This is a genomic window from Knoellia pratensis, assembly GCF_042666395.1.
Classification (GTDB): Bacteria; Actinomycetota; Actinomycetes; order Actinomycetales; family Dermatophilaceae; genus Knoellia; species Knoellia pratensis.
The window spans coordinates 1,452,667-1,475,192 of record NZ_JBHTDJ010000001.1 but is presented as its reverse complement, the minus strand read 5'-3'; the positions used below and the strand labels follow the sequence as shown (position 1 = coordinate 1,475,192).

19 protein-coding genes and 1 riboswitch are annotated in these 22,526 nt (G+C 68.5%); of the genes, 7 read left to right on the top strand and 12 right to left on the bottom strand.

Annotated elements, in window-relative coordinates:
* Window positions 1-83 precede the first annotated feature (83 nt).
* Both ACFQRE_RS07055 and ACFQRE_RS07050 read left to right on the top strand, forming a co-directional pair.
* Entirely contained in the window at window positions 84-1,112 is a 1,029-nt protein-coding gene (locus ACFQRE_RS07055) for a carbamate kinase (protein WP_380120341.1), read from the top strand.
* 67 nt (window positions 1,113-1,179) lie between these two features.
* The gene (locus ACFQRE_RS07050; RefSeq protein ID WP_380120339.1) at window positions 1,180-2,325 is read left to right on the top strand and encodes a barbiturase; all 1,146 of its coding nucleotides are present in this window, start codon (window positions 1,180-1,182) and stop codon (window positions 2,323-2,325) included.
* Between the two features lie 94 nt (window positions 2,326-2,419).
* On the opposite strand, the gene ACFQRE_RS07045 is transcribed toward ACFQRE_RS07050, so the two are convergent.
* The 6 genes from ACFQRE_RS07045 to ACFQRE_RS07020 form a co-directional block, all read right to left on the bottom strand.
* The gene (locus tag ACFQRE_RS07045) at window positions 2,420-2,587 is read right to left on the bottom strand and encodes a hypothetical protein (protein ID WP_380120336.1); all 168 of its coding nucleotides are present in this window, start codon (window positions 2,585-2,587) and stop codon (window positions 2,420-2,422) included.
* Window positions 2,588-2,670: 83 nt separating this feature from the next.
* Window positions 2,671-4,308 (bottom strand): bifunctional phosphoribosylaminoimidazolecarboxamide formyltransferase/IMP cyclohydrolase, encoded by a 1,638-nt coding sequence (gene purH, locus ACFQRE_RS07040; RefSeq protein ID WP_380120334.1) that lies wholly within the window; start codon window positions 4,306-4,308, stop codon window positions 2,671-2,673.
* Window positions 4,309-4,368: 60 nt separating this feature from the next.
* A riboswitch (ZMP/ZTP riboswitch) is annotated at window positions 4,369-4,446 on the bottom strand.
* Between the two features lie 83 nt (window positions 4,447-4,529).
* Entirely contained in the window at window positions 4,530-6,698 is a 2,169-nt protein-coding gene (locus tag ACFQRE_RS07035; RefSeq protein ID WP_380120332.1) for an alpha-galactosidase, read from the bottom strand.
* Window positions 6,695-7,630, bottom strand: a complete 936-nt coding sequence (locus tag ACFQRE_RS07030) for a carbohydrate ABC transporter permease (RefSeq protein WP_380120330.1) — start codon at window positions 7,628-7,630, stop codon at window positions 6,695-6,697. Before ACFQRE_RS07030 ends, ACFQRE_RS07035 begins: the two co-directional genes overlap by 4 nt.
* Window positions 7,627-8,538, bottom strand: coding sequence for a carbohydrate ABC transporter permease (locus ACFQRE_RS07025; RefSeq protein ID WP_380120328.1), 912 nt, complete (start codon window positions 8,536-8,538; stop codon window positions 7,627-7,629). Before ACFQRE_RS07025 ends, ACFQRE_RS07030 begins: the two co-directional genes overlap by 4 nt.
* Before the next feature lie 23 nt (window positions 8,539-8,561).
* On the bottom strand, window positions 8,562-9,914 hold the full coding sequence (locus tag ACFQRE_RS07020; protein WP_380120326.1) for an ABC transporter substrate-binding protein: 1,353 nt from the start codon (window positions 9,912-9,914) through the stop codon (window positions 8,562-8,564).
* 268 nt (window positions 9,915-10,182) lie between these two features.
* Between ACFQRE_RS07020 and ACFQRE_RS07015 the strand changes: the two genes are divergently transcribed.
* On the top strand, window positions 10,183-12,171 hold the full coding sequence (locus tag ACFQRE_RS07015) for a beta-galactosidase (protein WP_380120324.1): 1,989 nt from the start codon (window positions 10,183-10,185) through the stop codon (window positions 12,169-12,171).
* Window positions 12,172-12,173: 2 nt separating this feature from the next.
* Entirely contained in the window at window positions 12,174-13,004 is an 831-nt protein-coding gene (locus tag ACFQRE_RS07010) for a DeoR/GlpR family DNA-binding transcription regulator (RefSeq protein WP_380120322.1), read from the top strand.
* On the opposite strand, the gene purN is transcribed toward ACFQRE_RS07010, so the two are convergent.
* The 5 genes from purN to sucC form a co-directional block, all read right to left on the bottom strand.
* On the bottom strand, window positions 12,981-13,595 hold the full coding sequence (gene purN / locus ACFQRE_RS07005; RefSeq protein WP_380120320.1) for a phosphoribosylglycinamide formyltransferase: 615 nt from the start codon (window positions 13,593-13,595) through the stop codon (window positions 12,981-12,983). The genes ACFQRE_RS07010 and purN overlap by 24 nt on opposite strands.
* 40 nt (window positions 13,596-13,635) lie before the next feature.
* Complete coding sequence (locus tag ACFQRE_RS07000; RefSeq protein WP_380120318.1) at window positions 13,636-13,776, bottom strand: hypothetical protein; 141 nt, start codon at window positions 13,774-13,776, stop codon at window positions 13,636-13,638.
* A 333-nt stretch (window positions 13,777-14,109) separates the two neighbouring features.
* The gene (locus ACFQRE_RS06995) at window positions 14,110-15,354 is read right to left on the bottom strand and encodes a cell division protein PerM (protein WP_380120315.1); all 1,245 of its coding nucleotides are present in this window, start codon (window positions 15,352-15,354) and stop codon (window positions 14,110-14,112) included.
* 180 nt (window positions 15,355-15,534) lie between these two features.
* Window positions 15,535-16,458 (bottom strand): succinate--CoA ligase subunit alpha, encoded by a 924-nt coding sequence (sucD, locus tag ACFQRE_RS06990; RefSeq protein ID WP_380120313.1) that lies wholly within the window; start codon window positions 16,456-16,458, stop codon window positions 15,535-15,537.
* Window positions 16,459-16,481: 23 nt separating this feature from the next.
* Window positions 16,482-17,660, bottom strand: coding sequence for an ADP-forming succinate--CoA ligase subunit beta (gene sucC, locus ACFQRE_RS06985; protein ID WP_380120311.1), 1,179 nt, complete (start codon window positions 17,658-17,660; stop codon window positions 16,482-16,484).
* 184 nt (window positions 17,661-17,844) lie between these two features.
* Here sucC and ACFQRE_RS06980 point away from each other — a divergent pair, with 184 nt between their 5' ends.
* The 3 genes from ACFQRE_RS06980 (at window position 17,845) to ACFQRE_RS06970 (ending at window position 19,887) form a co-directional block, all read left to right on the top strand.
* The gene (locus ACFQRE_RS06980) at window positions 17,845-17,985 is read left to right on the top strand and encodes a hypothetical protein (RefSeq protein WP_380120309.1); all 141 of its coding nucleotides are present in this window, start codon (window positions 17,845-17,847) and stop codon (window positions 17,983-17,985) included.
* Window positions 17,985-18,938 carry an esterase/lipase family protein gene (locus tag ACFQRE_RS06975; RefSeq protein WP_380120307.1) on the top strand — a complete coding sequence of 318 codons (954 nt, stop codon included), beginning with the start codon at window positions 17,985-17,987 and terminating at the stop codon, window positions 18,936-18,938. The genes ACFQRE_RS06980 and ACFQRE_RS06975 overlap by 1 nt, the downstream gene beginning before the upstream one ends.
* A 253-nt stretch (window positions 18,939-19,191) precedes the next feature.
* A complete protein-coding gene (locus ACFQRE_RS06970) occupies window positions 19,192-19,887 on the top strand; it encodes a M23 family metallopeptidase (RefSeq protein ID WP_380120305.1) in 696 nt (231 codons plus the stop codon).
* A gap of 119 nt (window positions 19,888-20,006) precedes the next feature.
* Here the strand turns inward: ACFQRE_RS06970 and pcrA are convergent, their stop codons facing one another.
* Window positions 20,007-22,505 carry a DNA helicase PcrA gene (gene pcrA / locus ACFQRE_RS06965; protein ID WP_380120303.1) on the bottom strand — a complete coding sequence of 833 codons (2,499 nt, stop codon included), beginning with the start codon at window positions 22,503-22,505 and terminating at the stop codon, window positions 20,007-20,009.
* Between the last annotated feature and the right edge of the window lie 21 nt (window positions 22,506-22,526).

Sequence of the window (22,526 nt, the reverse complement as noted above, 5' to 3'; positions counted from 1 at the left end):
ACTGCGGCAACGGGTGATGCAGGCCTTGCCCACCGACCCAAGGCGCGACACCTGACAAACGGGGCGGCGTCGCCTGTCAGGTGATGCCAACGCTGCACCGCAGCGACCTCCCTAGGCTCGGCGAAACGGCATACCAACGGGGTATGCCGTTCGGCCCGGAAGGTGAGCGCGTGCGAGTTCTCGTAGCACTCGGCGGCAACGCCATGACCTCTCCTGAGGGGTCGGCACACCCGGCCGACCAGGTGCGCGCCATCACGGAGGCGATGGAGCACGTCGCCGAGCTCGTCGCCGCCGGGCACGAGGTCGTCCTCACCCACGGCAACGGCCCGCAGGTGGGCAACCTCCTCGTCAAGAACGAGATCGCCGCGTCCGTCGTCCCGCCCGTGCCGCTCGACTGGTGCGGCGCCCAGACGCAGGGAACGATCGGGTTCACGATGCTCGACGCCCTCGAGCCGGCGCTGGCTCGTCGTGGCGTCGACCGGCCCGTCGCCGGCCTCGTGACGCGAACGCTCGTCGACGCCGACGACCCGCACTTCCGCGAGCCCACCAAGCCCATCGGTCGCTACCTCCCGGCCGACGAGGCCCAGCAGATGATCGACCACGGCCAGCACTGGGAGGACCGCGGCGACAAGGGATGGCGCCGAGTCGTCGCCTCCCCCGAACCCCGCGAAGTCCTCGACCTGGCCGCCATCCGTGCCCTCGTCGACGCCGGCCACGTCGTCGTCGCAGCCGGTGGCGGCGGGATCCCTGTCGTCCGCGATGCCGACGGCGCCCTCCACGGTGTCGAAGCGGTCATCGACAAGGACCTCACGGCAGCGTTGCTCGCCAAGGATCTCTCCTGCGACATCCTGATCATCGCCACCGACGTCGACCACGCGATGGTCGACTACGGCACGCCGAACGAGCGCCCACTCGAGTTCACCTCCCTCGCGCAGATGCAGGCGTATGCCGCGGACGGCCAGTTCACGTCCGGCTCGATGGGCCCCAAGGTCGACGCCGCCATGCGCTTCGCCGAGTCGGGGGGACGCAGCATCATCACGTCGCTCGCACACATCACCGACGCCGTCGATCGTGAGTTCGGCACCATCATCGACACCAGCCCCGAAGACTAGTTCCACCCCAGTTCGCCTGTCCCACAACGAGTTCCACCATGATTTCCACAACGAGAAAGGTCCAGTCGTGCCAGAAGCCATCGAGGTCCGCAAGGTCCCGCTCCACAGTGTCTCCGACGCCTCCGAGCTCGCGAAGCTCATCGACGACGGGGTGATGGAGGCCAGCCGCGTCATCGCCATCATCGGCAAGACCGAGGGCAACGGTGGGGTCAACGACTACACCCGGATCATCGCCGACCGTGCGTTCCGTGAGGTGCTCATCGAGAAGGGTGCGCCGGCCGACCAGGTCAAGCAGGTCCCCATCGTCTGGTCGGGCGGCACGGACGGCATCATCAGCCCCCACGCCACGATCTTCGCGACCGTGCCGGCCGACCAGGCCGAACAGTCCGATGAGCCGCGACTCACCGTGGGCTTCGCCATGAGCGAGGCGATCCTCCCCGAGGAGATCGGCTACGTCGGCATGGTGACCAAGGTCGCCGACGCCGTGAAGGTCGCCATGGAGCGCGCCGGCATCACCGATCCCGCCGACGTGCACTACGTGCAGACCAAGACTCCTCTGCTCACGATCCACACGATCCGCGACGCGAAGTCGCGCGGACAGAAGGTCTGGACCGAGCACACGCACGAGTCGATGGACCTCTCCAACGGCACGACCGGCCTCGGCATCGCCGTCGCCCTCGGCGAGATCGAGATGCCGACCGACGCCGACGTCATGCACAACCGGTCCCTCTTCTCCTCGGTGGCGTCCTGCTCCTCCGGTGTCGAGCTCGACCAGGCTCAGATCGTCGTCGTCGGCAACGCCCGCGGTGTCGGTGGCCGCTACCGCATCGGCCACTCGGTCATGCGCGACGCCCTCGACGCCGACGGCATCTGGGATGCCATCAAGGACGCCGGGCTCGAGCTGCCCGACCGCCCGCACACGAGCGACATCAAGGGTCGGCTCGTCAACGTCTTCCTCAAGTGCGAGGTGAGCCAGGACGGCCAGGTCCGCGGGCGCCGCAACGCGATGCTCGACGACTCGGACGTGCACTGGCACCGCCAGATCAAGTCCTGCGTCGGTGGCGTCACCGCGTCCGTGACCGGTGACCCGGCCGTGTTCGTGTCAGTGTCGGCCGCCCACCAGGGCCCCGACGGCGGTGGCCCGGTGGCCGCGATCGTCGACCTCGGCGAGGGCGACCCGACTGGCTACGCCGCCCCTGGAGCCCCTGTCTGACGAAGACGGTTTCTCACCGCGGGAGCGACATCTGAGAGCCCCGGAACCGGGCCCTGATGTCGCTCCTGCGCAATGAGTGGGTGGGCGACCAGGGTCAGCCGGGGCCGTTCCACTGGCCGAGCTGGGTCACCGACCCGTCGGCACGCGCCTGGTCGGCCCCATTCGCCTCGCGGTACTTCCTGTCGTGACCGAACTTGCGGTCATAGACCCACGCACCGATGAGCACGACGGCCAGCACGATCCCTGCAATGGTCCAGAACATGTCCCCTGCTCCTCACCGCCGGCGCCCACGTCCGACCGTGAGCCAAGTGTGACAGCCAGCGGCGAGGAGCGACAGCGTTTGGGTCAGTGGGCGAAGTGGCGGGTCCCGGTGAAGTACAGCGTCACGCCGGCAGCCTGAGCCGCCTCGATGACCTCGCCGTCACGCATCGACCCACCCGGGGCCACGACCGCACGAGCGCCGGCGTCGATGAGCACCTGCAGTCCGTCGGCGAACGGGAAGAACGCGTCCGACGATGCGACTGCGCCCCGCGCCCGGTCCTGGCCGTCCGAGTTCGCGCGCGACACAGCGAGGTGGCAGGAGTCGACGCGGTTGACCTGACCCATGCCGATGCCGACCGATGCACCACCCGAGGCGAGCAGGATCGCGTTGGACTTCACCGCACGCACCGAACGCCACGCGAACTGCAGGTCGGCCAAGGTCGCCTCGTCGGCCGGGTCGCCGGACACAAGGCGCCAGTTCGCAGCCTCGTCTCCGCCGGTGACTGCACCGTCGTCACCCGTCACAACCGCATCAACGGTGTCGCGGTGCTGCATGAGCAGGCCACCACTGATCGGGCGGATCTCGGCGCCACCGCGCGACGGGGCGGCGGCCTCCAGGAGGCGAATGTTCTTCTTGGCTGTGAGGACCTCGAGCGCGTCGGCGTCGAAGCCGGGCGCCACGACGACCTCGGTGAAGATGTCCGAGACCACGCGCGCCATCTCGACGGTCACGGGACGGTTGGTCGCGATGATGCCGCCGAACGCGGACACCGGGTCGCACGCGTGCGCCTTGGCGTGCGCGTCCGCAACGTCCCCGCCCACGGCGATGCCACAGGGGTTCGCGTGCTTGATGATCGCCACGGTCGGCTGGTCGCCGTGGTCGTACGCCGCGCGCACGGCAGCATCGGCGTCGACGTAGTTGTTGTAGGACATCTCCTTGCCGTGCAGCTGCTTCGCCTGCGCCAGGCCGGGCTCGGGCACGAACCCACTCGCATAGAGCGCCGCGCTCTGGTGCGGGTTCTCGCCATAACGCAGCACCGCCGAACGGCTCCACGTCGCGCCGACCCACGCCGGGAAGCCCGTCCCGTCGCTCGAGTCCGTGTAGGCGTTGCCCATCCATGACGCCACGTGCACGTCATAGGTCGCCGTGTGCACAAAGGCCTTCGCGGCGAGCTTCCTGCGCTGCTCGAACGTGAATCCCTCGCCTCGCACTGCTTCCAGAACAACTGCGTATGCCGTCGGGTCGACGACCACGGCCACGCTCGGGTGGTTCTTGGCCGCCGCTCGAACCATCGATGGTCCACCGATGTCGATGTTCTCGACCACGTCGTCCGCAGCGGCGCCAGAGGCGACGGTGTCGGCGAACGGATAGAGGTTGACGACGACGAGGTCGAACGCCTCGACGCCGAGCTCGGCCAGCTGCGAGACATGGTCGGGCTTGCGCGTGTCGGCGAGGATGCCGGCGTGCACGAGTGGGTGGAGCGTCTTGACGCGACCCTCGAGGCACTCGGGGAAGCCGGTGAGGTCGGCGACCTCGGTCACGGGGATGCCGAGACCCTCGATGAGCTTGGCCGAACCACCCGTCGACACGATCGCAACCCCGGCCTCGTGCAGACCACGAGCGAGCTCCTCGAGCCCGGTCTTGTCGAAGACGGAGATGAGGGCCCGACGGATCGGACGCAGGTCCTGCGTGGGTCCGGGAGCGGTGACGGAGACGGCCATGGTGATGGCTCCAATCGCGGTGCGAGGGCATGCGGGGGCAAGGGGCGTGCGGTCAAGAAGCGGGTGCACCCAGGCGGGCGATGCTCTCCCATGTGACTCCCCGGTGGTGGTCCACCTGCGCCAGTCGTCGCCGCCGAGTCTAGCGACGAGGGCGGGTCGACCCAACTCAGCCGGCTCACGGCGACAGCGCCGCGACCGGGGCGCGATCAGCCTGGAAGCGGTCAGCCCGCGGGCGTCAGGTGCAGCAGGAATCCCTGGGCCGGCGCGAGGATGGGCAGTGCCAGCCCCACCTCGACGAGCGCGGCACCACTCACCACGACGCCCCCCGCAACCGCGTGGTCCCACCAGGCCGGCGGTGTCACCTGGACCGTCTCGGGCAAACCGGCCTCGGGGCGCACCCGCACTCGGTACGAACGCGTCGGATCGAGGCCGGACAACGGGACGACGCCCGGCGACACGCCCTGGGCGGTGGCCACGGACACCACCCGGAAGACCGCAGCGGACCGGTCGGGAGCGACGACGCCGTCGACGACCAGTGAGTCGTCGGCGTGGTCGGGACGCACCGCATCGCCACTGTGCAGGAGCTCCCGCAGCTCGCGGTAGAGCCCGGCCCACTCCTTGAGGCCAGCGAGCTCCTCGGGGCTGCAGGTCGTGAGGTCCCACTCGAGTCCCGCGTGCCCACCGAGAGCGACGAGCGTGCGGAACGAGAGGTCGAGGTCGCGATGGGTCGTGTGCGCCCGTGGGGGGCCGACGTGGGTGCCCATTCTCTCGGGGGGAACGAGCAGGCCGGTCCATCGCTGGATGGCGACCCGCTCGAGCGCGTCGTTGCAGTCCGAGGTCCACACGCGGTCGGTGAGAGCGAGCGCGCCGAGGTCGACCCGTGCTCCGCCGCTCGAGCACGACTCGATCTCCAGGCCGGGATGGCGTCGCCGCAGCTCGTCGAGGAGTCGGTATGCCGCTTGGGTCTGGGAGTGGACGGCCGGCCGGTCGGTGCCCGTGGCGTCCGAGTGCACGCCCTCGTGGAGGTCGCGGTTGTGGTCCCACTTCACGAAGTCGATGCCGTACTCGTCGACAAGGCCGCTCATCGACGTCAGGATGTGGTCGAACGCCTCTGGGTTCGCCAGGTCGAGCACGTGCTGCTGCCGCGAGGCCAGTGGGCGACCGGCGGCTGGCCCCAGGACCCAGTCGGGATGGGCGCGAACCACGTCGGAGTCGAGATTGACCATCTCCGGCTCGAACCAGAGGCCGAACTCCATGCCCAGTCCCTTGACGTGCTCGATGAGGGGACCCAGGCCCTCGGGCCACACCTCCGGCGAGACGTGCCAGTCGCCGAGGCCGCGCGCATCGTCACGTCGCCCGCCGAACCAGCCGTCGTCGAGCACGAACCGCTCGACCCCCACCGAATCCCCCACGTCGGCGAGTCGGAGGAGGTGGTCGAGGTCGGTCTCGAAGTAGACCGCCTCCCACGTGTTGAGCACGAGCGGACGCGGGGTCGATCGGTAGCCGTCCTGAGAGCGCTGGTGGCGCACGAGCGAGCGGGTCAGGCCGTCCAGACCCTGCGTCGAGTGCACGAAGACGACGGGCGGCGCGGCATACGTCTCGCCCGGACCGAGGCGCACCTCGCCCGGATCGAGGGCCTCGCCCCCGCCGATGACCGCCGCATGTGAGCCTGCGCCCTCGGGCAAGCGCTCGACGAGGTGCGTGTGGTTGCCGCTCCACGCCACGTGGACGGCCCAGACCTCGCCCGACCGGAACGCGAACTCCGGAGTGCCCGCGACCATGAGCAGCGTCGCGTCGTGGCCGGTGCGTCCCCGACGGCTGGTGCGCAGCAGGGTGCCGTCGGTGAGTGGCCTGCGCTGCGGGGAGCGCTCCCGGCACCACCGGCCGGTGAGGTCGAGGACCTCGTGGGCCCGCACGGGCAGCGGCATCAACGTGGTGAGGGCAGCCACGTCCAGCAGCGGCTCGTCCGCCGACGTGTTGGTCACCTCCGACCCGACCGTGAGGACCCCGTGCTCGTCGAGCCGGTAGCGGAGGACCGCCTCCACCCCGATGTTGTGTGCCGTCGCACGTACCTCCGCGGTCATGGCGCCGGCGTCGTGGGTCGCCGTGAGGGTCGCGACCCAACGCGGAGCGGAGGAACCCCCGGCGCGGTGGGCGGCATACGCCGGGGTGCCGAGCCAGCCCTGGCCCGAGGTGGGAAGGACACTGAGCTGCCACACCGTGTCCAGCTGGTTGTGGCCGACCGGACGACCGGCGAGGAGCTCGAGGTCGGCCAGAGCAGCGTCGGGAAGGTCGCAGCCCCAGTGCACGACGTGGGGCAACGCGTCGCCGACCTGTGCGAGGGCGAGGGCTGTGCCACCTCCGCGCACCACGGTGAGGGTGGAGGTCATCCCTTCGTGGACCCCAGGGTCAGCCCCGACACGAACTGCTTCTGGAGGACGAAGAAGACGATGAGGACCGGCAGCGCGACGATGATCGACCCCGCGGCCACGAGGTTGGTGTCGGCGAAGAACTGCCCGCGCAGGTTGTTGAGCGCGCTCGTGATCGGCAGCTTGTCACCCCGGGAGATGAGCACCGTGGCCCAGAAGAACTCGTTGTAGATCCACGTCACCTGCAGCGTGGCGAGGGCGGCGAGGGCAGGTCGCACGAGTGGCATCGTCAGTTGCCAGTACTGACGCCAGATCCCGGCGCCGTCCAACTCGGCAGACTCGTAGATCTCGTAGGGCAGCGTCTTCATGTAGTTGCTCAGCACGAAGGTGCAGAACCCCATCTGGAAGGCAGTGTTCACGAGGATCAGCGCCCAGAAGCTGTTGAGCATCGTGCCGCTCTCACTCATGAACGAGGGCAGCGGGACCTCCCGGAACATCCGGAAGACGGGGATGAGGAGCGCCTGCGGGGGCAGCAGGTTGGCGGCGAGGAAGACCCCGAGGAGGGTGAGGTTGAAGCGGTAGGAGAACCGCGCCAGCACGAAGGCGACCATTGACGACAGGATGAGGGTGATGGCCACGGCCGGGACCGTCACGAGCATCGAGTTCGTCAGGTGGAGTCCGAAGTTCCCCCGGCTCCATGCGTTCTTGTAGTTGTCCATGGTCCACCCGCCGAACGACAGGTACCCGTTGGTCTGGGTGTAGGAGTACGAGCGGAAGGAGTTGTAGAGCGACCAGAGCAGCGGGAAGAGCCACGCGATCGCCAGGACGAGCATGATGCCCGTGGCCACCTTGCCGCGCCGGCGGTTGAGGACTCCGCCGGAGGGTCCCTTCTCCACGCCACGGCTCGCGGTGGTCGTGGTCGGCGGGACCGCCGGTGCTGTCGTGGCGCTCATCGGCGCTCCTCCCGGAAGACGATCCGTAGGTAGATGGTGATGAAGACCGACGAGATGACCATCATGATGACGGCCAGTGCAGAGCCGAAGCCGTAGCGCGTGGCTTCGCCGATGACGTTCTGTGACACCAATGCCGAGATGAGCTCGAGCCCGTTGCGCCCCTTGTTGATGATCCACACGAGGTCGAACGCCCGGAGCGACTCGATGACGACGATGACGAGGACGATGAGGTTGATCGGCCGCATGACCGGGAAGATCACGTGGAAGAACGTCTTGACCTCGCTGGCACCGTCGACGGCCGCGGCCTCACGCAGCGACGCGTCGATGCCCTTCAGTCCGGCCAGGTAGATGAGCATGATGTAGCCCGTGTGCCGCCAGGAGGTCGCGGCCAGCACCGCCCAGAGGTTCACGTTGGGGTCGCCGTACCAGTCGACGTTGGAGCCGAACACCTCGTTGATGAGGCCCTGATCCGTGGAGTAGAACAGCTGCCAGATGAACCCGACCAGCGCCATGGACAGCACGACCGGCAGGTAGAACGCCGTCTGGTAGAACCGGCTGCCCCACATCTCGTGGTCGAGGACCACCGCGAGCAGCATCCCCAGGATGGTCGGGAACACGAACAGGAACACCAGCCAGATGAGGTTGTGCTGGATCGCCGGCCAGAACGGCGGGTAGATCGTCGCGATGTCCTTGTAGTTCTGGGTGCCGACCCACTGGATGCCACTGAGCTTGAAGCCGTTCCACTTCGTGAACGACAGCAGCACCGACGCGATGGCTGGGAGCCACACGAGCCAGATGACGAGCAGCGTCGGGAACCCGATCATTGCCGTGATGACGAGGCGGTCGCGGGTCGATCGACGTTTCTCGACCCGACGGGTACTCGGGCGGCGTGCGGTGCGCGTGGCCATGGTCGCTCTCCGGAAGTTCGGGGTCAGCCGAGGATGGACTTGGCCTGCTGCTGGATCGAGGTGGTGATCGAGTCGATCTTGTCGGGGTTCTTGATGAACTCCTGGAGCGACGCGGTGATGACCGTGTTGGCCAGGTCGGCGTTGGTGTCGCGGTCAAGGAACTGCGCGATGGACTTGGCGTTCTGGACGACCTCGACGGACTTCTTCTGCAGCGCTCCGTACTTCGCGGTGCTCGCGCCAGAGTTGGCTGCGATGAACGGCGCGGAGGCGGCGTTGTTGCCCGCATCGGCGGCCTCGGCGCTGCCGAGGTACTTGATGAACGCCTTGGCCGACTCCTCGTTCTCGGCGTTCGCCGACACGCAGAACCCGTCGATCGGCGCGTCGAGGGCATCGGCACCGATGGTCTGGTCCAGCGCGGGGAAGGTGAAGAAGTCGAGGTCCTCCTGGGTCTCGGTGGGGATGCCGTCGACGACGAACGTGCCGAGCAGATACATCCCGCACTGACCCTTGGCCATCGACGTGGCTGCCTCCTGCCAGGTGCGCCCGAGGGCGTTCTCCTGGTGGAAGGGCAGCAGCGTCTTCCAGGTCTCGAAGACCCGGCGGACCTCAGGGCTGTCCCAGGCCTTCTTGCCCTTGGTGAGGTCCATGTGGAAGTCGTAGCCGTTGAGCCGCATGTTGAGGATGTCGAACGTCCCCATGGGGGCCCAGGCGTCTTTGGCCGCGAAGGCGAACGGCGTGAGCTTCTTGCCCTGCATCTCCTTCATCAGGGCCATGAGCTCGTCCTGCGTCTTCGGCTCGGTCCAGCCGTTCTTCTCGAACACCGACTTCTTGTAGAAGACGGCCCACGGGTAGTAGCTGACGGGCACGAAGTACTGCTTGCCGTCCTCCGCCGTCGCCGACTTCTTGAAGGCGTCGCTCATGCCGTCGATCGGCCACACGTCGCTGACGTCGGCGATCTGGCCGTTCTCGGCGAACTGTGACATGCGGTAGCCGGCGAACCAGGTGAAGACGTCGTCGGGCGTGCCCTGAAGGTAGGTGCTGATGCTCTCCTGGAAGGTGTTGTGGTCCACCGCGTTCTGCGAGACCTCCACACCCGCCTTCTTGGCGTAGGTCTCGGCGATCGCGCTCAGGCGTTCGTATGCCGGTCCCGAGCCCTTGGCCTCGTTGATCCCGAACTTGACCGGGCCGGCCTTGGCCGAGGCACCGCCACCGCTCGCGGCGGGGGTGGCGTCGCCACCGCAAGAGGCGAGCAGCGTCGGCACTCCCAGGAGGGCGCCCGCGCCGACGGCTCCGCGGAGCAGCGACCGGCGGTCGACACCTCGCACAGATGCGGGGACGGTGGAGCTGGGGGGGCCGAACGATCCCGAGGGTGTCATGGTTGTCTCCTTTGACGAACGTGCGGTAACTGACAATTTCGATCAGAAACCAACATTGACTGCGTTGAGTGTTCACCCGGCCCATTCATCGTGTCAAGGGCGCGTTCACGCCCTGAATAGGCGCTCATAGGTGGGGAGTTGGCGTTCAACGCAGCAAATGAAATAGACCAGCCGCCGTCCGAATTGCCGCCACAACGTTTCTCCTCGGACGCAGCCAACCTGTCGCAAAGTGTTGACAAATGTTCGACCTGTTTGCAGACTGACCGCCATGCGAGCCTGGCCCGGCGACGGGATCGCCTTCGGTGGCGACTACAACCCAGAACAGTGGCCCCGTGCCATCTGGGACGAGGACATGCGCCTCATGCGAAAGGCCGGGGTCACCTTCGTGACGCTCGGTGTCTTCTCGTGGTCGTGGCTCGAGCCGACCAAGGGTGAATACACCTTCGAGTGGCTCGACGAGGCGATGGACCTGCTGCACGCCAACGGGATCGCGGTCGACCTCGCCACGGCGACCGCCACGCCGCCCCCGTGGCTGACCTCGGCGTACCCCGAGATCCTGCCCGTCGACCACGACGGTCACCGCCTCTGGCCGGGGAGCCGGCAGTCGTGGTGCCCCTCCTCGCGCCTCTACCGAGAGCTGGCCCTGGCACTGACCGAGCGGCTGGCTGCCCGCTACCACGACCACCCCGCCCTGGCGATGTGGCACGTCTCCAACGAGTACGCCTGCCACAACCTGCCTTGCTACTGCGACACGTGCGCGATCGCCTTCCGCGCCTGGCTCGAGCAGCGCTATGCAACTCTCGACGCACTCAACAACGCCTGGGGCACGGCCTTCTGGAGCCAGCGGTACACCGCATGGGAGGACATCCTTCCCCCGCGTCGCACGACGACCTTCGCCAACCCGACGCAGGTGTTGGACTACCACCGGTTCGGCAGCGACACCCTCCTCGCCTTCTACCGCGACGAGCACGAGGTGATTCGGCGCCACTCACCCGAGGTGCCGGTCACGACCAACTTCATGACGATGAGCAACTTCCGGCACCTCGACTACCACGACTGGGCTCCGTTCCAGGACGTCATCAGCACCGACCACTACGTCGTGGACGCCCTCGACCACCCGCGCGCCGAGCTGTCCTTCCACGGCGACCTCACCCGGGGCCTGGCCGGTGGCCGCCCGTGGATGCTCATGGAGCACTCCACGAGCGCGGTGAACTGGCAGCCGGTCAACCCGGCCAAGGCGCCGGGCGGGACGGTGCTGGACTCCCTGACCCATGTCGCCCGCGGCGCCGACACGCTGGGCTTCTTCCAGTGGCGACAGTCCCGGTCCGGGTCCGAGAAGTTCCACTCGGCTCTGGTGCCCCATGCGGGTGAGGACAGCGACCGCTTTCGCGAGGTGTGCGAGCTGGGGGCGATCTCGGCCCGACTCGGAGAGGTCCTCGGCTCGCACGTCGACGCAGACGTCGCGGTGCTGTGGGACTACGAAGCCCTGTGGGCCATGAGTGGTCCGTGCATGCCGAGCAGCGCCATCGACTACGTCACGGCGCCGCACACGGTCCACCGCCTGCTACGTGACCGCGGGATCACGTGCGACGTGGTGCACCCGTCGGCAGACCTGTCCCGCTACCGCGTCGTCGTCGTGCCGAGCCTCTACCTCGTGTCCGACGAGGACGCTGCGTCCATCGCCGCGGCCGCCGTGGCCGGCGCCCACGTGATCGTCACCTACTTCTCCGGCATCAGCGACCCCGACGACCACGTGCGGCTTGGCGGCTATCCCGGCGCCTTCCGTGATCTGCTGGGAGTCAGGGTCGAGGAGTTCTTCCCGTTGCGAACCGATGAGGTCGTCGCCCTGTCGGGTGGCGGTCGTGGGTCGCAGTGGAGCGAGGACGCGCGGGTCGTGGACGCCGAGGTGGTGACGACCTATGCCGAAGGCCCCCTGAACGGCCGCCCAGCTGTCACCCGTCGCTCCGTCGGGAGCGGTACGGCTTGGTATCTCGGCACCCTCCCGGACGACACCAGCCTCGGCTCCCTGCTCGAGGAAGTGGCCGAGCTCGCGGGAGTCGAGCCGGTGACGACTGTGGCCCCAGGCGTTGAGGTCGTACGCCGGTCCGGCTCCGACGGCTCCTGGCTCTTCGTTCTCAACCACACGACCGCGGAGCAGGAGCTGACCGTCACGGGTCACGATCTCGTCAGCGGGAGCGACGTGGGCCCGACCCACCTGCTGGCCCCGCTCAGCGCCGCCGTGGTCCGGGAGTCCTGACCGTGCTCGCCAGCCAGCGCCGAGCCGCGATCCTGTCCATGGTGCAGGACTCCGGTGCAGTGAGGGTGTCCGACCTCGTCGAGCAGCTCGGCGTCTCCGACATGACCGTGCGCCGCGACATCGAGCGGCTTGACACCGACGGACTGCTGGAACGGGTGCACGGTGGCGCCCTCGCGCTGCTCCCGAGGGCGGCCGACGAGCCGGGGTTCACCGCGAAGTCCTCCCTCATGACCGCCGCGAAGCACGCCATCGCCGTTGCCGCCGCGCGTCTCGTCGACCCCGGTGCCACCATCGGGATCTCCGCCGGGACGACGACCTATGAGTTCGCCCGAGCCATCCGCAACATCCCCCACCTCACCGTCGTGACCAACTCCGTCCCGGTGGCCCAGCTCCTCCACGACGCGGGCGGCAACCACGTGGTCGTGCTCACGGGAGGGGTCCGCACCCCTTCCGACGCGCTCGTGGGTCCGGTCGCGGTCTCGGCGCTGCAGGGCCTGCATGTCGACCGCCTCTTCCTCGGGGCGCACGGCATCGACCGCAACGCCGGCCTGACGACCCCGAACCTCGTCGAGGCCGAGACCAACCGCGCACTGGTGCGCGCCAGCCGCTCCGTCTGCGTCCTGGCCGACCACTCCAAGGTGGGCATCGTGGGGCTCTCGACCTTCATGGCGCTCGACGAGGTCGACACCCTCATCACCGACCCGGGCACCCCCGCTCGGGTGCGCGCGATCCTCGAGGAGAGCGTCGACCACCTCGTCCTCGCTGACGTGGCGAGCGCCGCGACCGCAGCGGCCAGGGTCGGCCCACGCTCACCTGGGAGCGCGGGGGCCTGAGGTCGAGGGAAGCGCCCCACGCGGATCTGCAGCGAGGCGCCCGACGAGGTCGACGAGGAGCTCACGCTCCTGCTCCTTGATCCGCTCGTGCAGCGACTCTTCCGTGTCGTCGTCGTGCACCTCGACCGCGCGCTGGGCGAGGATCGGCCCCGTGTCGACGCCCGCATCCACGAGGTGGGCCGTCGTCCCGGTGACCTTGACCCCGTGCGCCAGCGCATCCCGCACGGCGTGCGCCCCGGGGAAACTCGGCAGCAGGGCGGGGTGCGTGTTGAGGATCGTCCTGTCCCCCAACGTGGCCGGCCCGAGGACCTTCATGAAGCCGGCCGTCACGACGAAGTCCGGTGCGCGAGAAGCGATCTCGGCAGCAAGCCCGGCATCCCAGGCGACGCGGTCCGGGAAGTCGCGCACACGGCATACAAAGGTGTCGATCCCGGCGCGCTCCGCGCGACGCAGACCTTCGACGTCGTCCCGGTCCGCCCCCACGGCCAGGATCCTGACCCCGTATGCCGGGTCGAGACTTGCGTCGATGAGCGCCTGGAGGAGGGTGCCCGAGCCAGAGACGAGGACGACGATGCCGGCGGGTGCGTTCACGCGGTGCACCCTACCGACTCGCCGTCCTCGCCAGGCGACCTCAACTCGCGGCGTAGACCCCGAGCTCATAGATCGAGTAGCCCCAGTCGAGCTTGCGGTCGATGCCCTGCACCCGGACGTACTGGACCGGGTCAGCCGCCTCGAGGGTGAACAGGTCAGCCCCGCATGTTGAGTCGTCCACCCGCTTGAGTGGAGTCCACGTCGTCCCGTTCGACCCGTCCCGGGAGGTTCGCGTCAGCGCCGGCCCGACTCATGGCCTGTGGCGTCGGAGAGATCGTGGGCAGCGGTCGTGGCGTGGAAGCGGCCACGGCTGGAACAGGGACCAGGGCTCCCGTGACGACCACGGCGAGTCCGGCTGTGGCCTCGAGAGTCCTGCGCGGGGAAAGCACCATTGCCTCCTATTGGTCTAGACCATCTGGCCCATCGTTGACCACCCCAGCAACCCATGTCAATAGTTCGTTCACTTTCCGAACTTTCACCCGGCCGAGCCCTGCCCGTACGGACGGACGGGGCGTCAGCGGCGAAGGCGCCAGGCGTCCCACGCGACGACCGCGAGGGCACCCGCGACGAGCTCAACCCCGAGAGTCAGGGTCATCCACACCGCCGACGCACCCATGTCGGAGAGTCGGTAGGCGCCGAGCGACCCACCGCCCAGCCCGTCGAGAATCCCCACGGTGAGAGCGACCACGGCGCAGGCCGTGGCTGCCACGGACGCCTTGGTCCGCGGGGACGACAGCCGGGCCACCGAGACGAGCGAGCGTCGGCCGATGTAGCCACCGATGAGCACCGGCACCAGCACGAGCAGTCGAGTCACCCACGGGTGGGACCCGGGCTCGGGCACCGCGCCGAAGACCGGCACGAGGGGCATGAGGCCGGAGGTAGAGCCCGTGAGCGAGGTGTGGGCACCGTCGACGACGGAGAAGCCGGGCCCCGCGAGGAGCGACACGACCCACAGGGCCAGGTTGGGCAGGGAAGCGAGCTGGACCCCGGCAAGCAACACGCCACCGAGGAACCCGGTGCCGGCCTCTCCCTGAAGGCTGCTCACCGAACCCCAGCGGAGCACGATCGCCATCACGACGACGAGCAGGGCCAGCCCCAGCAGAAGTCCGAGACCACGCATGGCGGGGGCCCAGGCGCGCCGGGCGGCCTCGGGAGCGACGAGGGCATCGAACCGCGGCCCCAGAATGTCGGCGTCGCGGGCGAGGCGTCGGCCCGCGATCGCCAGCGCCAGCAAAGGCACCACCACGAGCGGCACGACCAGGCTCAACCACCGCAGCGGCAACGACCCCGCGAGGGTGAGGGCGGACGCGAGCGCAACGGCCACGGCATACCCGAGCCACCAGCGACCAGCGACGGTGGCAACCGAACGAGGAACCAGGTCAGCGACGAACTCGTCCTCGACGTCAGCGGCCTCAAGCGCTCGACCCGCGCCGTAGGACGCACCCCAGACCGCGAGCGCACCCAGCACGAGTGGCACGAATGCCACCACGGTCGCGCCGGCCCCCAAGTGAGCGCCCTGAACGAGCAGCCACAGGGAGGCGGCGGCGCCGAACGGCTCGGCCAGAGACGCGCCCGGACGCGGGTCGAGCATCCAGCCGAGCACGGTGGGCACGAGGACGACGAGGAGTGAGAGCAGGCCAGTGGCCAGGCCGATGAGGATGACGCGAGCCGAGTCCGGCAGCCACGGCGTTGCGGGCGACCCTTCGCCGTCCGCGTCGTCGGACGGGCGCGCACCTCGCAGCATCTCCATGACAGTCATTGCGTGCCAGTCTCCCCCGAGCATGGCGTCAGCCCGTGGCGCACACGCCGAGAGTGCAGACGCGAAGAAGCATGAAACCTTGCGCACCGATGGAGGCGACTGACCCCGACAGGTGAGCGGGCGGCATACCGAAGACTTCTCGGTATGCCGCCCGCTCGAGTTGCGTGCGAAACGCTGGGTTCAGAGACCGCGCATGATGTCGCGCATGAGCTCGGCCGTCTCGGACGGCGTCTTGCCGACCTTGACCCCGGCGGCCTCGAGGGCCTCCTTCTTGGCCTGGGCGGTGCCCGACGAGCCGGAGACGATGGCGCCGGCGTGGCCCATCGTCTTGCCCTCGGGGGCCGTGAAGCCCGCGACGTAGCCGACGACCGGCTTCGTGACGTGCTCCTGGATGTAGGCGGCTGCCCGCTCCTCGGCGTCGCCACCGATCTCACCGATCATGACGATGGCGTCGGTCTCGTCGTCGGCCTGGAACGCCTCGAGCGCGTCGATGTGCGTCGTGCCGATGACCGGGTCGCCGCCGATGCCGATGGCGCTGGAGAAGCCGAACTCACGCAGCTCGTACATCATCTGGTAGGTCAGCGTGCCCGACTTCGACACGAGGCCGATGCGGCCGGGGCCGGCGATGTCTCCGGGGATGATGCCGACGTTGGACTTGCCGGGGCTGATGAGGCCGGGGCAGTTCGGGCCGATGATGCGCGTGGCCTTGCCGAGGCGGGCCCCATCAGAAGCATCATTGTCTTTCTGCTTCTGAAGGGCATAGTTGAAGAACTCGGCGGAGTCCTTGACCGGGACACCCTCGGTGATGACGACGACGAGCGGGATCTCGGCATCGATGGCCTCGACCACGGCGGACTTGGTGAAGGCCGGCGGGACGAAGACGACGGAGACGTTGGCGCCGGTGGCCTCCATGGCCTCCTTGACGGAGCCGAACACCGGGATGTCCGTGCCGTTGAAGTCGACTGACGTGCCGGCCTTCTTGGGGTTGACGCCACCGACGACGGCGGTGCCGTCAGCGAGCATCAGCGTCGTGTGCTTCATGCCGACGGCGCCGGTCATGCCCTGGACGATGACCTTGCTGTCTGCGTTCAGAAAGATTGCCATGTGCTGTGTTCCTCGTCCTAAGGTCAGTTGGCCTGGGCGGCGAGCTCGGCGGCCTTGGCCGCGGCGCCGTCCATGGTGGCTTCGATGGTCACGAGCGGGTGGTTGCGCTCCGCGAGGATGCGGCGACCCTCATCGACGTTGTTGCCGTCGAGGCGGACCACGAGGGGCTTGGTCGCTGCGTCGCCGAGGGTGTCGAGGGCGCCGACGATGCCGCGGGCGACCTCGTCACAGGCGGTGATGCCACCGAAGACGTTGACGAAGACGGCCTTGACCTGCTCGTCGCCGAGGATGATGCCGAGCCCGTTGGCCATGACCTCGGCGCTCGCACCTCCACCGATGTCGAGGAAGTTGGCCGGCTTGGAGCCGACCGACTCGCCGGCGTAGGCGACGACGTCGAGCGTGCTCATGACGAGGCCCGCACCGTTGCCGATGATGCCGACGTTGCCGTCGAGCTTCACGTAGTTGAGGCCCTTCGCCTTGGCGGCCGCCTCGAGCGGGTCAGCGGCGGCCTTGTCCTCGAGTGCGAGGTGGTCGGGCTGACGGAAGTCGGCGTTCTCGTCGAGGGTGACCTTGCCGTCCAGGGCGACGATGTCGCCGTCGGTGGTCTTGACGAGCGGGTTGACCTCGACCAGCGTCGCGTCCTCGTCGCGGTAGACGAGCCACAGCTTCTCGAGGACCGGCACGATCTTGGCGCCGGTCTCGGCGTCGAAGCCGGCCGTGTCGACGATCTCCTGGGCCTTGGCCGTGTCGATGCCGACGTTGGGGTCGACGGCGACCTTGGCGAGGGCCTCGGGGCGCTCGACGGCGAGCTGCTCGATGTCCATGCCGCCCTCGACGCTGCACATGGCGAGGTAGGTGCGGTTGGTGCGGTCGAGCAGGACGGAGAAGTAGTACTCCTCGGCGATCTGCGCGCCCTGGGCGATCATCACCTGGTGGACCGTGTGGCCCTTGATGTCCATGCCGAGGATCGCTTCAGCGTGCTGCTGGGCCTCGTCGGCCGTCTTGGCGACCTTGACGCCGCCAGCCTTGCCTCGTCCACCCGTCTTGACCTGGGCCTTGACGACGGTGACGCCGCCGCTCCTGGCCCCGATGGTCTCGGCGGCCGCACGGGCCTGCTCAGGGGTGGTGGCAACTGCTCCAGCCAGCACGGGTACACCGTGCTTCTCGAACACGTCACGTGCCTGGTACTCGAAAAGATCCACGGATTCGTTCCCGTCCTCACGTCGTCGTCTACTGACCGCTGGTTCGTTCGGGGCGAGCCTAGACCCGCCGTGCGGCCTCCACCTCCCACGGGTATCGATCTGGTGACGCTGGCTGCGTGATCCTCACTACATCGAGCGTGCTCGCACGAGCCCGCTATACGGTGAAACCACCATGGATGCATCAGTGAGGACGCACCGCGCCGAGTCGGCCAGCGCCGAGTCGGCCAGCGCCGAGTCGGCCAGCGCCGATCCGGCCAGCGCCGATCCGGCCAGCGCCGAGTCGGCCAGCGCCGATCCGGCCCAGGCCGACCAGGCCTGCCCGTGATGGGCCGCGCCCGTCGGGCGGCACTGTCCGGCGCTCAACTCGCCCGCGGCGTCGGGACGCTCCTCACCCCGAGAGCCGTCTTTGGGATGGCCCTCGAGACCGCCTGGGTGGGGACTCACCTTGCGACCTATCCGCTCGGGATCTTCCAGCAACGCGCCGAGGGACTGCACGGCTACCGGATCGAGCACCTGGCACCGGTCCAGCGCGGACTGCTCATCTCCCACCTCGAGGCCGCAGGGACGCCGATCCTGCTCGTCCATGGCTTCATCGACAACCGATCGATCTTCACGCTGCTCCGCCGGGGCTTGACCCGTCGCGGCTTCGGGTCTGTCTACGCCATGAACTACTCGTCTCTCACCGCTGACGTCCGCACTGCGGCCGCACAGCTCGGCGAGGAGATCGAGGCGATCGTGGCCGACACCGGCTACGAGAAGATCCACGTCGTCGGCCACAGCCTCGGGGGCCTGATCGCCCGCTACTACGTCACCCGGCTCGGCGGCGACGAGCACGTCCACACGCTCGTCACGCTGGGCACGCCCCACCAGGGCACCTACGGCGCCTACGCCCTGCCCAGCCGTCTCGGCGCCCAGATGCGTCCGGGCAGCGGCCTCATCAACGAGCTCGACGAGCCCGCACCCGGCTGCACGACGCGGTTCATCTGCTACTGGTCGGACACCGACATCGTGGTCGTCCCGCAGGGCAACGGCCGGCTGCGTCACCCCGATCTCTCGGTCCGCAACATCCGCCTCCACGGGGTCGGGCACATCTCGCTTCCGATCGTGGGCGACGTCGTCCACGGCATCTCCACGGCTCTGGCCGAGCTGGACCAGGACGGCGGCACGGTCACCGCAGGCGTCACGCCCATCGCTGCACGCACTCGCGCCGAGGACCTCGAGAGCCAAGGCGGTCGACGCACGGCGAGCGGACGGCATACGGCCGACGGCCTGAGCTGACGGGCAAGAAAGTGACTGCCGGGCGACGCGCCGGTGCGACGCGCCGAAGCGGAAATCGCATCCCTGCAGGTCAGAGCCCTTCTGTGGACAATGAATTTGTATAACGGTCAGGTCACGGTACGGTAGTGCCTCCCGTGTCCCCTGCACGTGAGGTATCCCTGTTTTGACTTCCCCTTACCAGGGGCGCCACCGAGGCCGTCATCGCAAACCTGCGCCGACCCGTGTCTCCCGCGTCCTCCACCCTGGCTTCGTCTTGCCCGTCGCCGCTGCTGCGGCGTTGGTCGTCACCGCCACCGGTGCCACGGTTGCCGAGTCCGCTCCGCTGACCCTTGACCTGACGGCTGACCAGGCGCAGACCGCTCGGGACCAGGCTGCGACCGAGGTCGCCCAGCAGGCTGACCTCTCCACGCGTCGCCAGCAGGTCGCAATCCAGACGGCAGCCCTGCAGGGTCGCGTCACTGAGCAGAAGCGCGTGTCCCGCAACAAGGCCCGCGTCGCCGCCATCGCTGCGGCCAAGGCCAAGGCCGACGCCGCCGCGAAGGCCAAGATGGAACGCGAAGGCAAGAAGTGGGTCATGCCCATCGCCGGCGCCACGTTCACGTCGGGCTACGGCATGCGCTGGGGACGCATGCACTGGGGCAACGACTTCGGCACGCCGACCGGCACGCCGCTGCACGCCATGTCCCGCGGCACCGTCACGTTCGTCGGCTCCAACGGCAACATGGGCAACCTCGTCCGGATCAGCTACTGGGACGGCACTGAGTCGTTCTACGCGCACATGAGCCGGTTCTCGACCAGCGTCGGCGAAGAGGTCATGCCCGGCGACATCGTGGGCTACTCCGGCAACACCGGTCGCTCCACCGGCCCGCACCTGCACCTTGAGATCCACCCCGATGGCGGCGGCGCCGTCAACCCGGCACCGTGGCTCGCGGCCAAGGGCCTTCAGTGAGCTGAGGCTCCCGCATCCACGTCGCAAGGGCGGCACCCGTTCACGGGTGCCGCCCTTCGCTGTTTCTTGCGGCGTATGCCGCGTGCTCCCGCCCCCACGTATCGCGAGTTCTGGGTGGCTCAGAGCTTCTCGAGGGGGGCAAAGCGCAGCAGGAAACGCTTGACGCCGGTCTCGCCACCGAAGTCGACCTCGGCCTGGGTCTTGTCACCCTCACCCATGGTGCGCACGACGCTGCCCATGCCGAACGAGTCGTGGGTGACCTTGTCGCCGGGCGACAGCGGGATGATCGGCCGGTTGCCGGGCGATCGCACCCCGGGTCGGGCCGCCAGCGTCGCGATGGCCGGGCGTTGGCCGCGCTGCCCGATGGCGGCGAGACCGCTGAGTTCGCGCTCCCAGGACAGGAGCTCGCTGGGGATCTCGTCGAGGAACCGGCTCGGCGGGTTGTACTGCGGCGCCCCCCACGCGGAGCGCACGGCCGCCCGGGACAGGTGGAGCCGCTCGCGGGCGCGGGTGATGCCGACGTAGGCGAGGCGCCGCTCCTCCTCGAGCTCCTTGGGGTCGGCGAGCGACCTCAGGTGAGGGAAGGTGCCGTCCTCCATGCCGGTGAGGAAGACGACGGGGAACTCAAGACCCTTGGCCGTGTGCAGGGTCATGAGCGTGACGACACCCTGCTCCTCCGCCTCGGCGGAGTCGGGGATCTCGTCGGCGTCGGCGACGAGCGAGACCTGTTCGAGGAAGTCCTCGAGGCTGTTGACCTCACCGGTCTCGGCGCGGGCCTCGTCGAACTCACGCGCCACGGCGACGAGCTCGGCAAGGTTCTCGACCCGCGTCTCGTCCTGCGGGTCGTGGCTGGCGCGCAGCTCGGCGAGGTAACCGGACTTGTCGACGATGGCCTCGAGCAGGTCGGCCACTCCCGCGTTGTCGTCGTCGCGGACCTTGCCGAGGTCCTCGAGCAGCGCCGTGAATCCCTTGATGCACGCGATCGAACGGGTGGCGATCCCCGGGGCGTCCTCGGGGCGGCCCAGCGCCTCGACGAAGGAGATGCGCTCACGTTCCGCCAGGGCGGCGACGACGGCCTCGGCCCGGTCGCCGATGCCGCGCTTGGGGACATTCAGGATGCGGCGCAGGTTGACCGTGTCGGCGGGGTTGGAGAGCACCCGAAGGTAGGCCAGGGCGTCCTTGACCTCGCGGCGCTCATAGAACCGGGTGCCGCCGACGACCTTGTAGGGCAGGCCGACGCGCACGAAAACCTCTTCGAGGGCACGGGACTGCGCGTTGGTCCGATAGAAGACGGCGACGTCGCCGGGCTTCACACCGTGCTCGTCCCCGAGCTTGTCGATGGTGCGCGCGACGAACGACGCCTCATCGTGCTCGTTGTCGCCGACGTAGCCGATGATCGGCGCACCCGAACCCGAGTCGGTCCAGAGGTTCTTCTTGCGACGCGACTCGTTGCGCGAGATGACGGCGTTGGCTGCGGTGAGGATCGTCTGCGTGGAGCGGTAGTTGCGCTCGAGCAGGATCGTCCGAGCATCCGGGTAGTCCACCTCGAACTCGACGATGTTGCGGATCGTCGCACCGCGGAACGCATAGATCGACTGGTCCGCGTCACCGACGACGACGAGCTCACTCGGCTCGACCGCGTGTTCGCCCCGCGCTCCCCCATGGCCCACGAGCTCGCGAATCAGCTGGTACTGCGCGTGATTCGTGTCCTGGTACTCGTCCACCATGACATGACGGAACCGGCGGCGGTAGTGCTCGGCGACGTCCGGGAAGGCCTGCAACATGTGGACCGTGAGCATGATGATGTCGTCGAAGTCGAGCGCGTTGGCCTGACGCAGACGACGTTGGTATGCCGTGTAGGCGTCCGCGAGCAGCCGTTCCGTATGGGTGCCACCCGGGTTGTCGGCGCTGGGCTCGGAACCCACGCGAGCGGCATACGTCTCTTCGTCGATCAGCTCGTTCTTGAGGTTGCTCACCTGGTGGCTGAAGGTGCGCGGGTTGTAGCGCTTGGGGTCGAGGTCCATGTCGCGGATGACCATCGACATGAGGCGTTGGCTGTCGGCGGCGTCATAGATCGAGAACGTCGACTTCATCCCGACCTTGTCGGCCTCACGACGCAGGATCCGGACGCAGGCGCTGTGGAACGTCATGACCCACATGGCGCGGGCGCGCGGGCCGACGAGGTCCTGGACCCGCTCGCGCATCTCGGCGGCGGCCTTGTTGGTGAACGTGATGGCGAGGATCTGGCCGGGCTGGACGCCTCGGGCGGCCAGCAGGTAGCCGATGCGGTGGGTGAGGACGCGCGTCTTGCCCGAGCCGGCGCCGGCGATGATCAGGAGCGGCCCACCGGCGTGGATGACGGCTTCGCGCTGCTCCTCGTTGAGGCCTTCGAGGAGCTCCTCGGGGTCCTGGGCGGACGTCGATCCCCAGGCCGGCTCCGGTGGGGCCTGGCTGTCGGACATCGCCCACGAGGGCACGCCGGCAGCGTTGACGAGCGCCGCGTGCGCGCTCTCGTGCGTGTCGTGGTCCGTCGTGGGTGCGTTGTCGGAGTCCGTGGCGGAATCGGGCTCGCCAAGGCCCGTCCCGTTGAAATCCATGCCATCAAAAAGGGTGCTCATCTCATCGACAACCCTACGTCC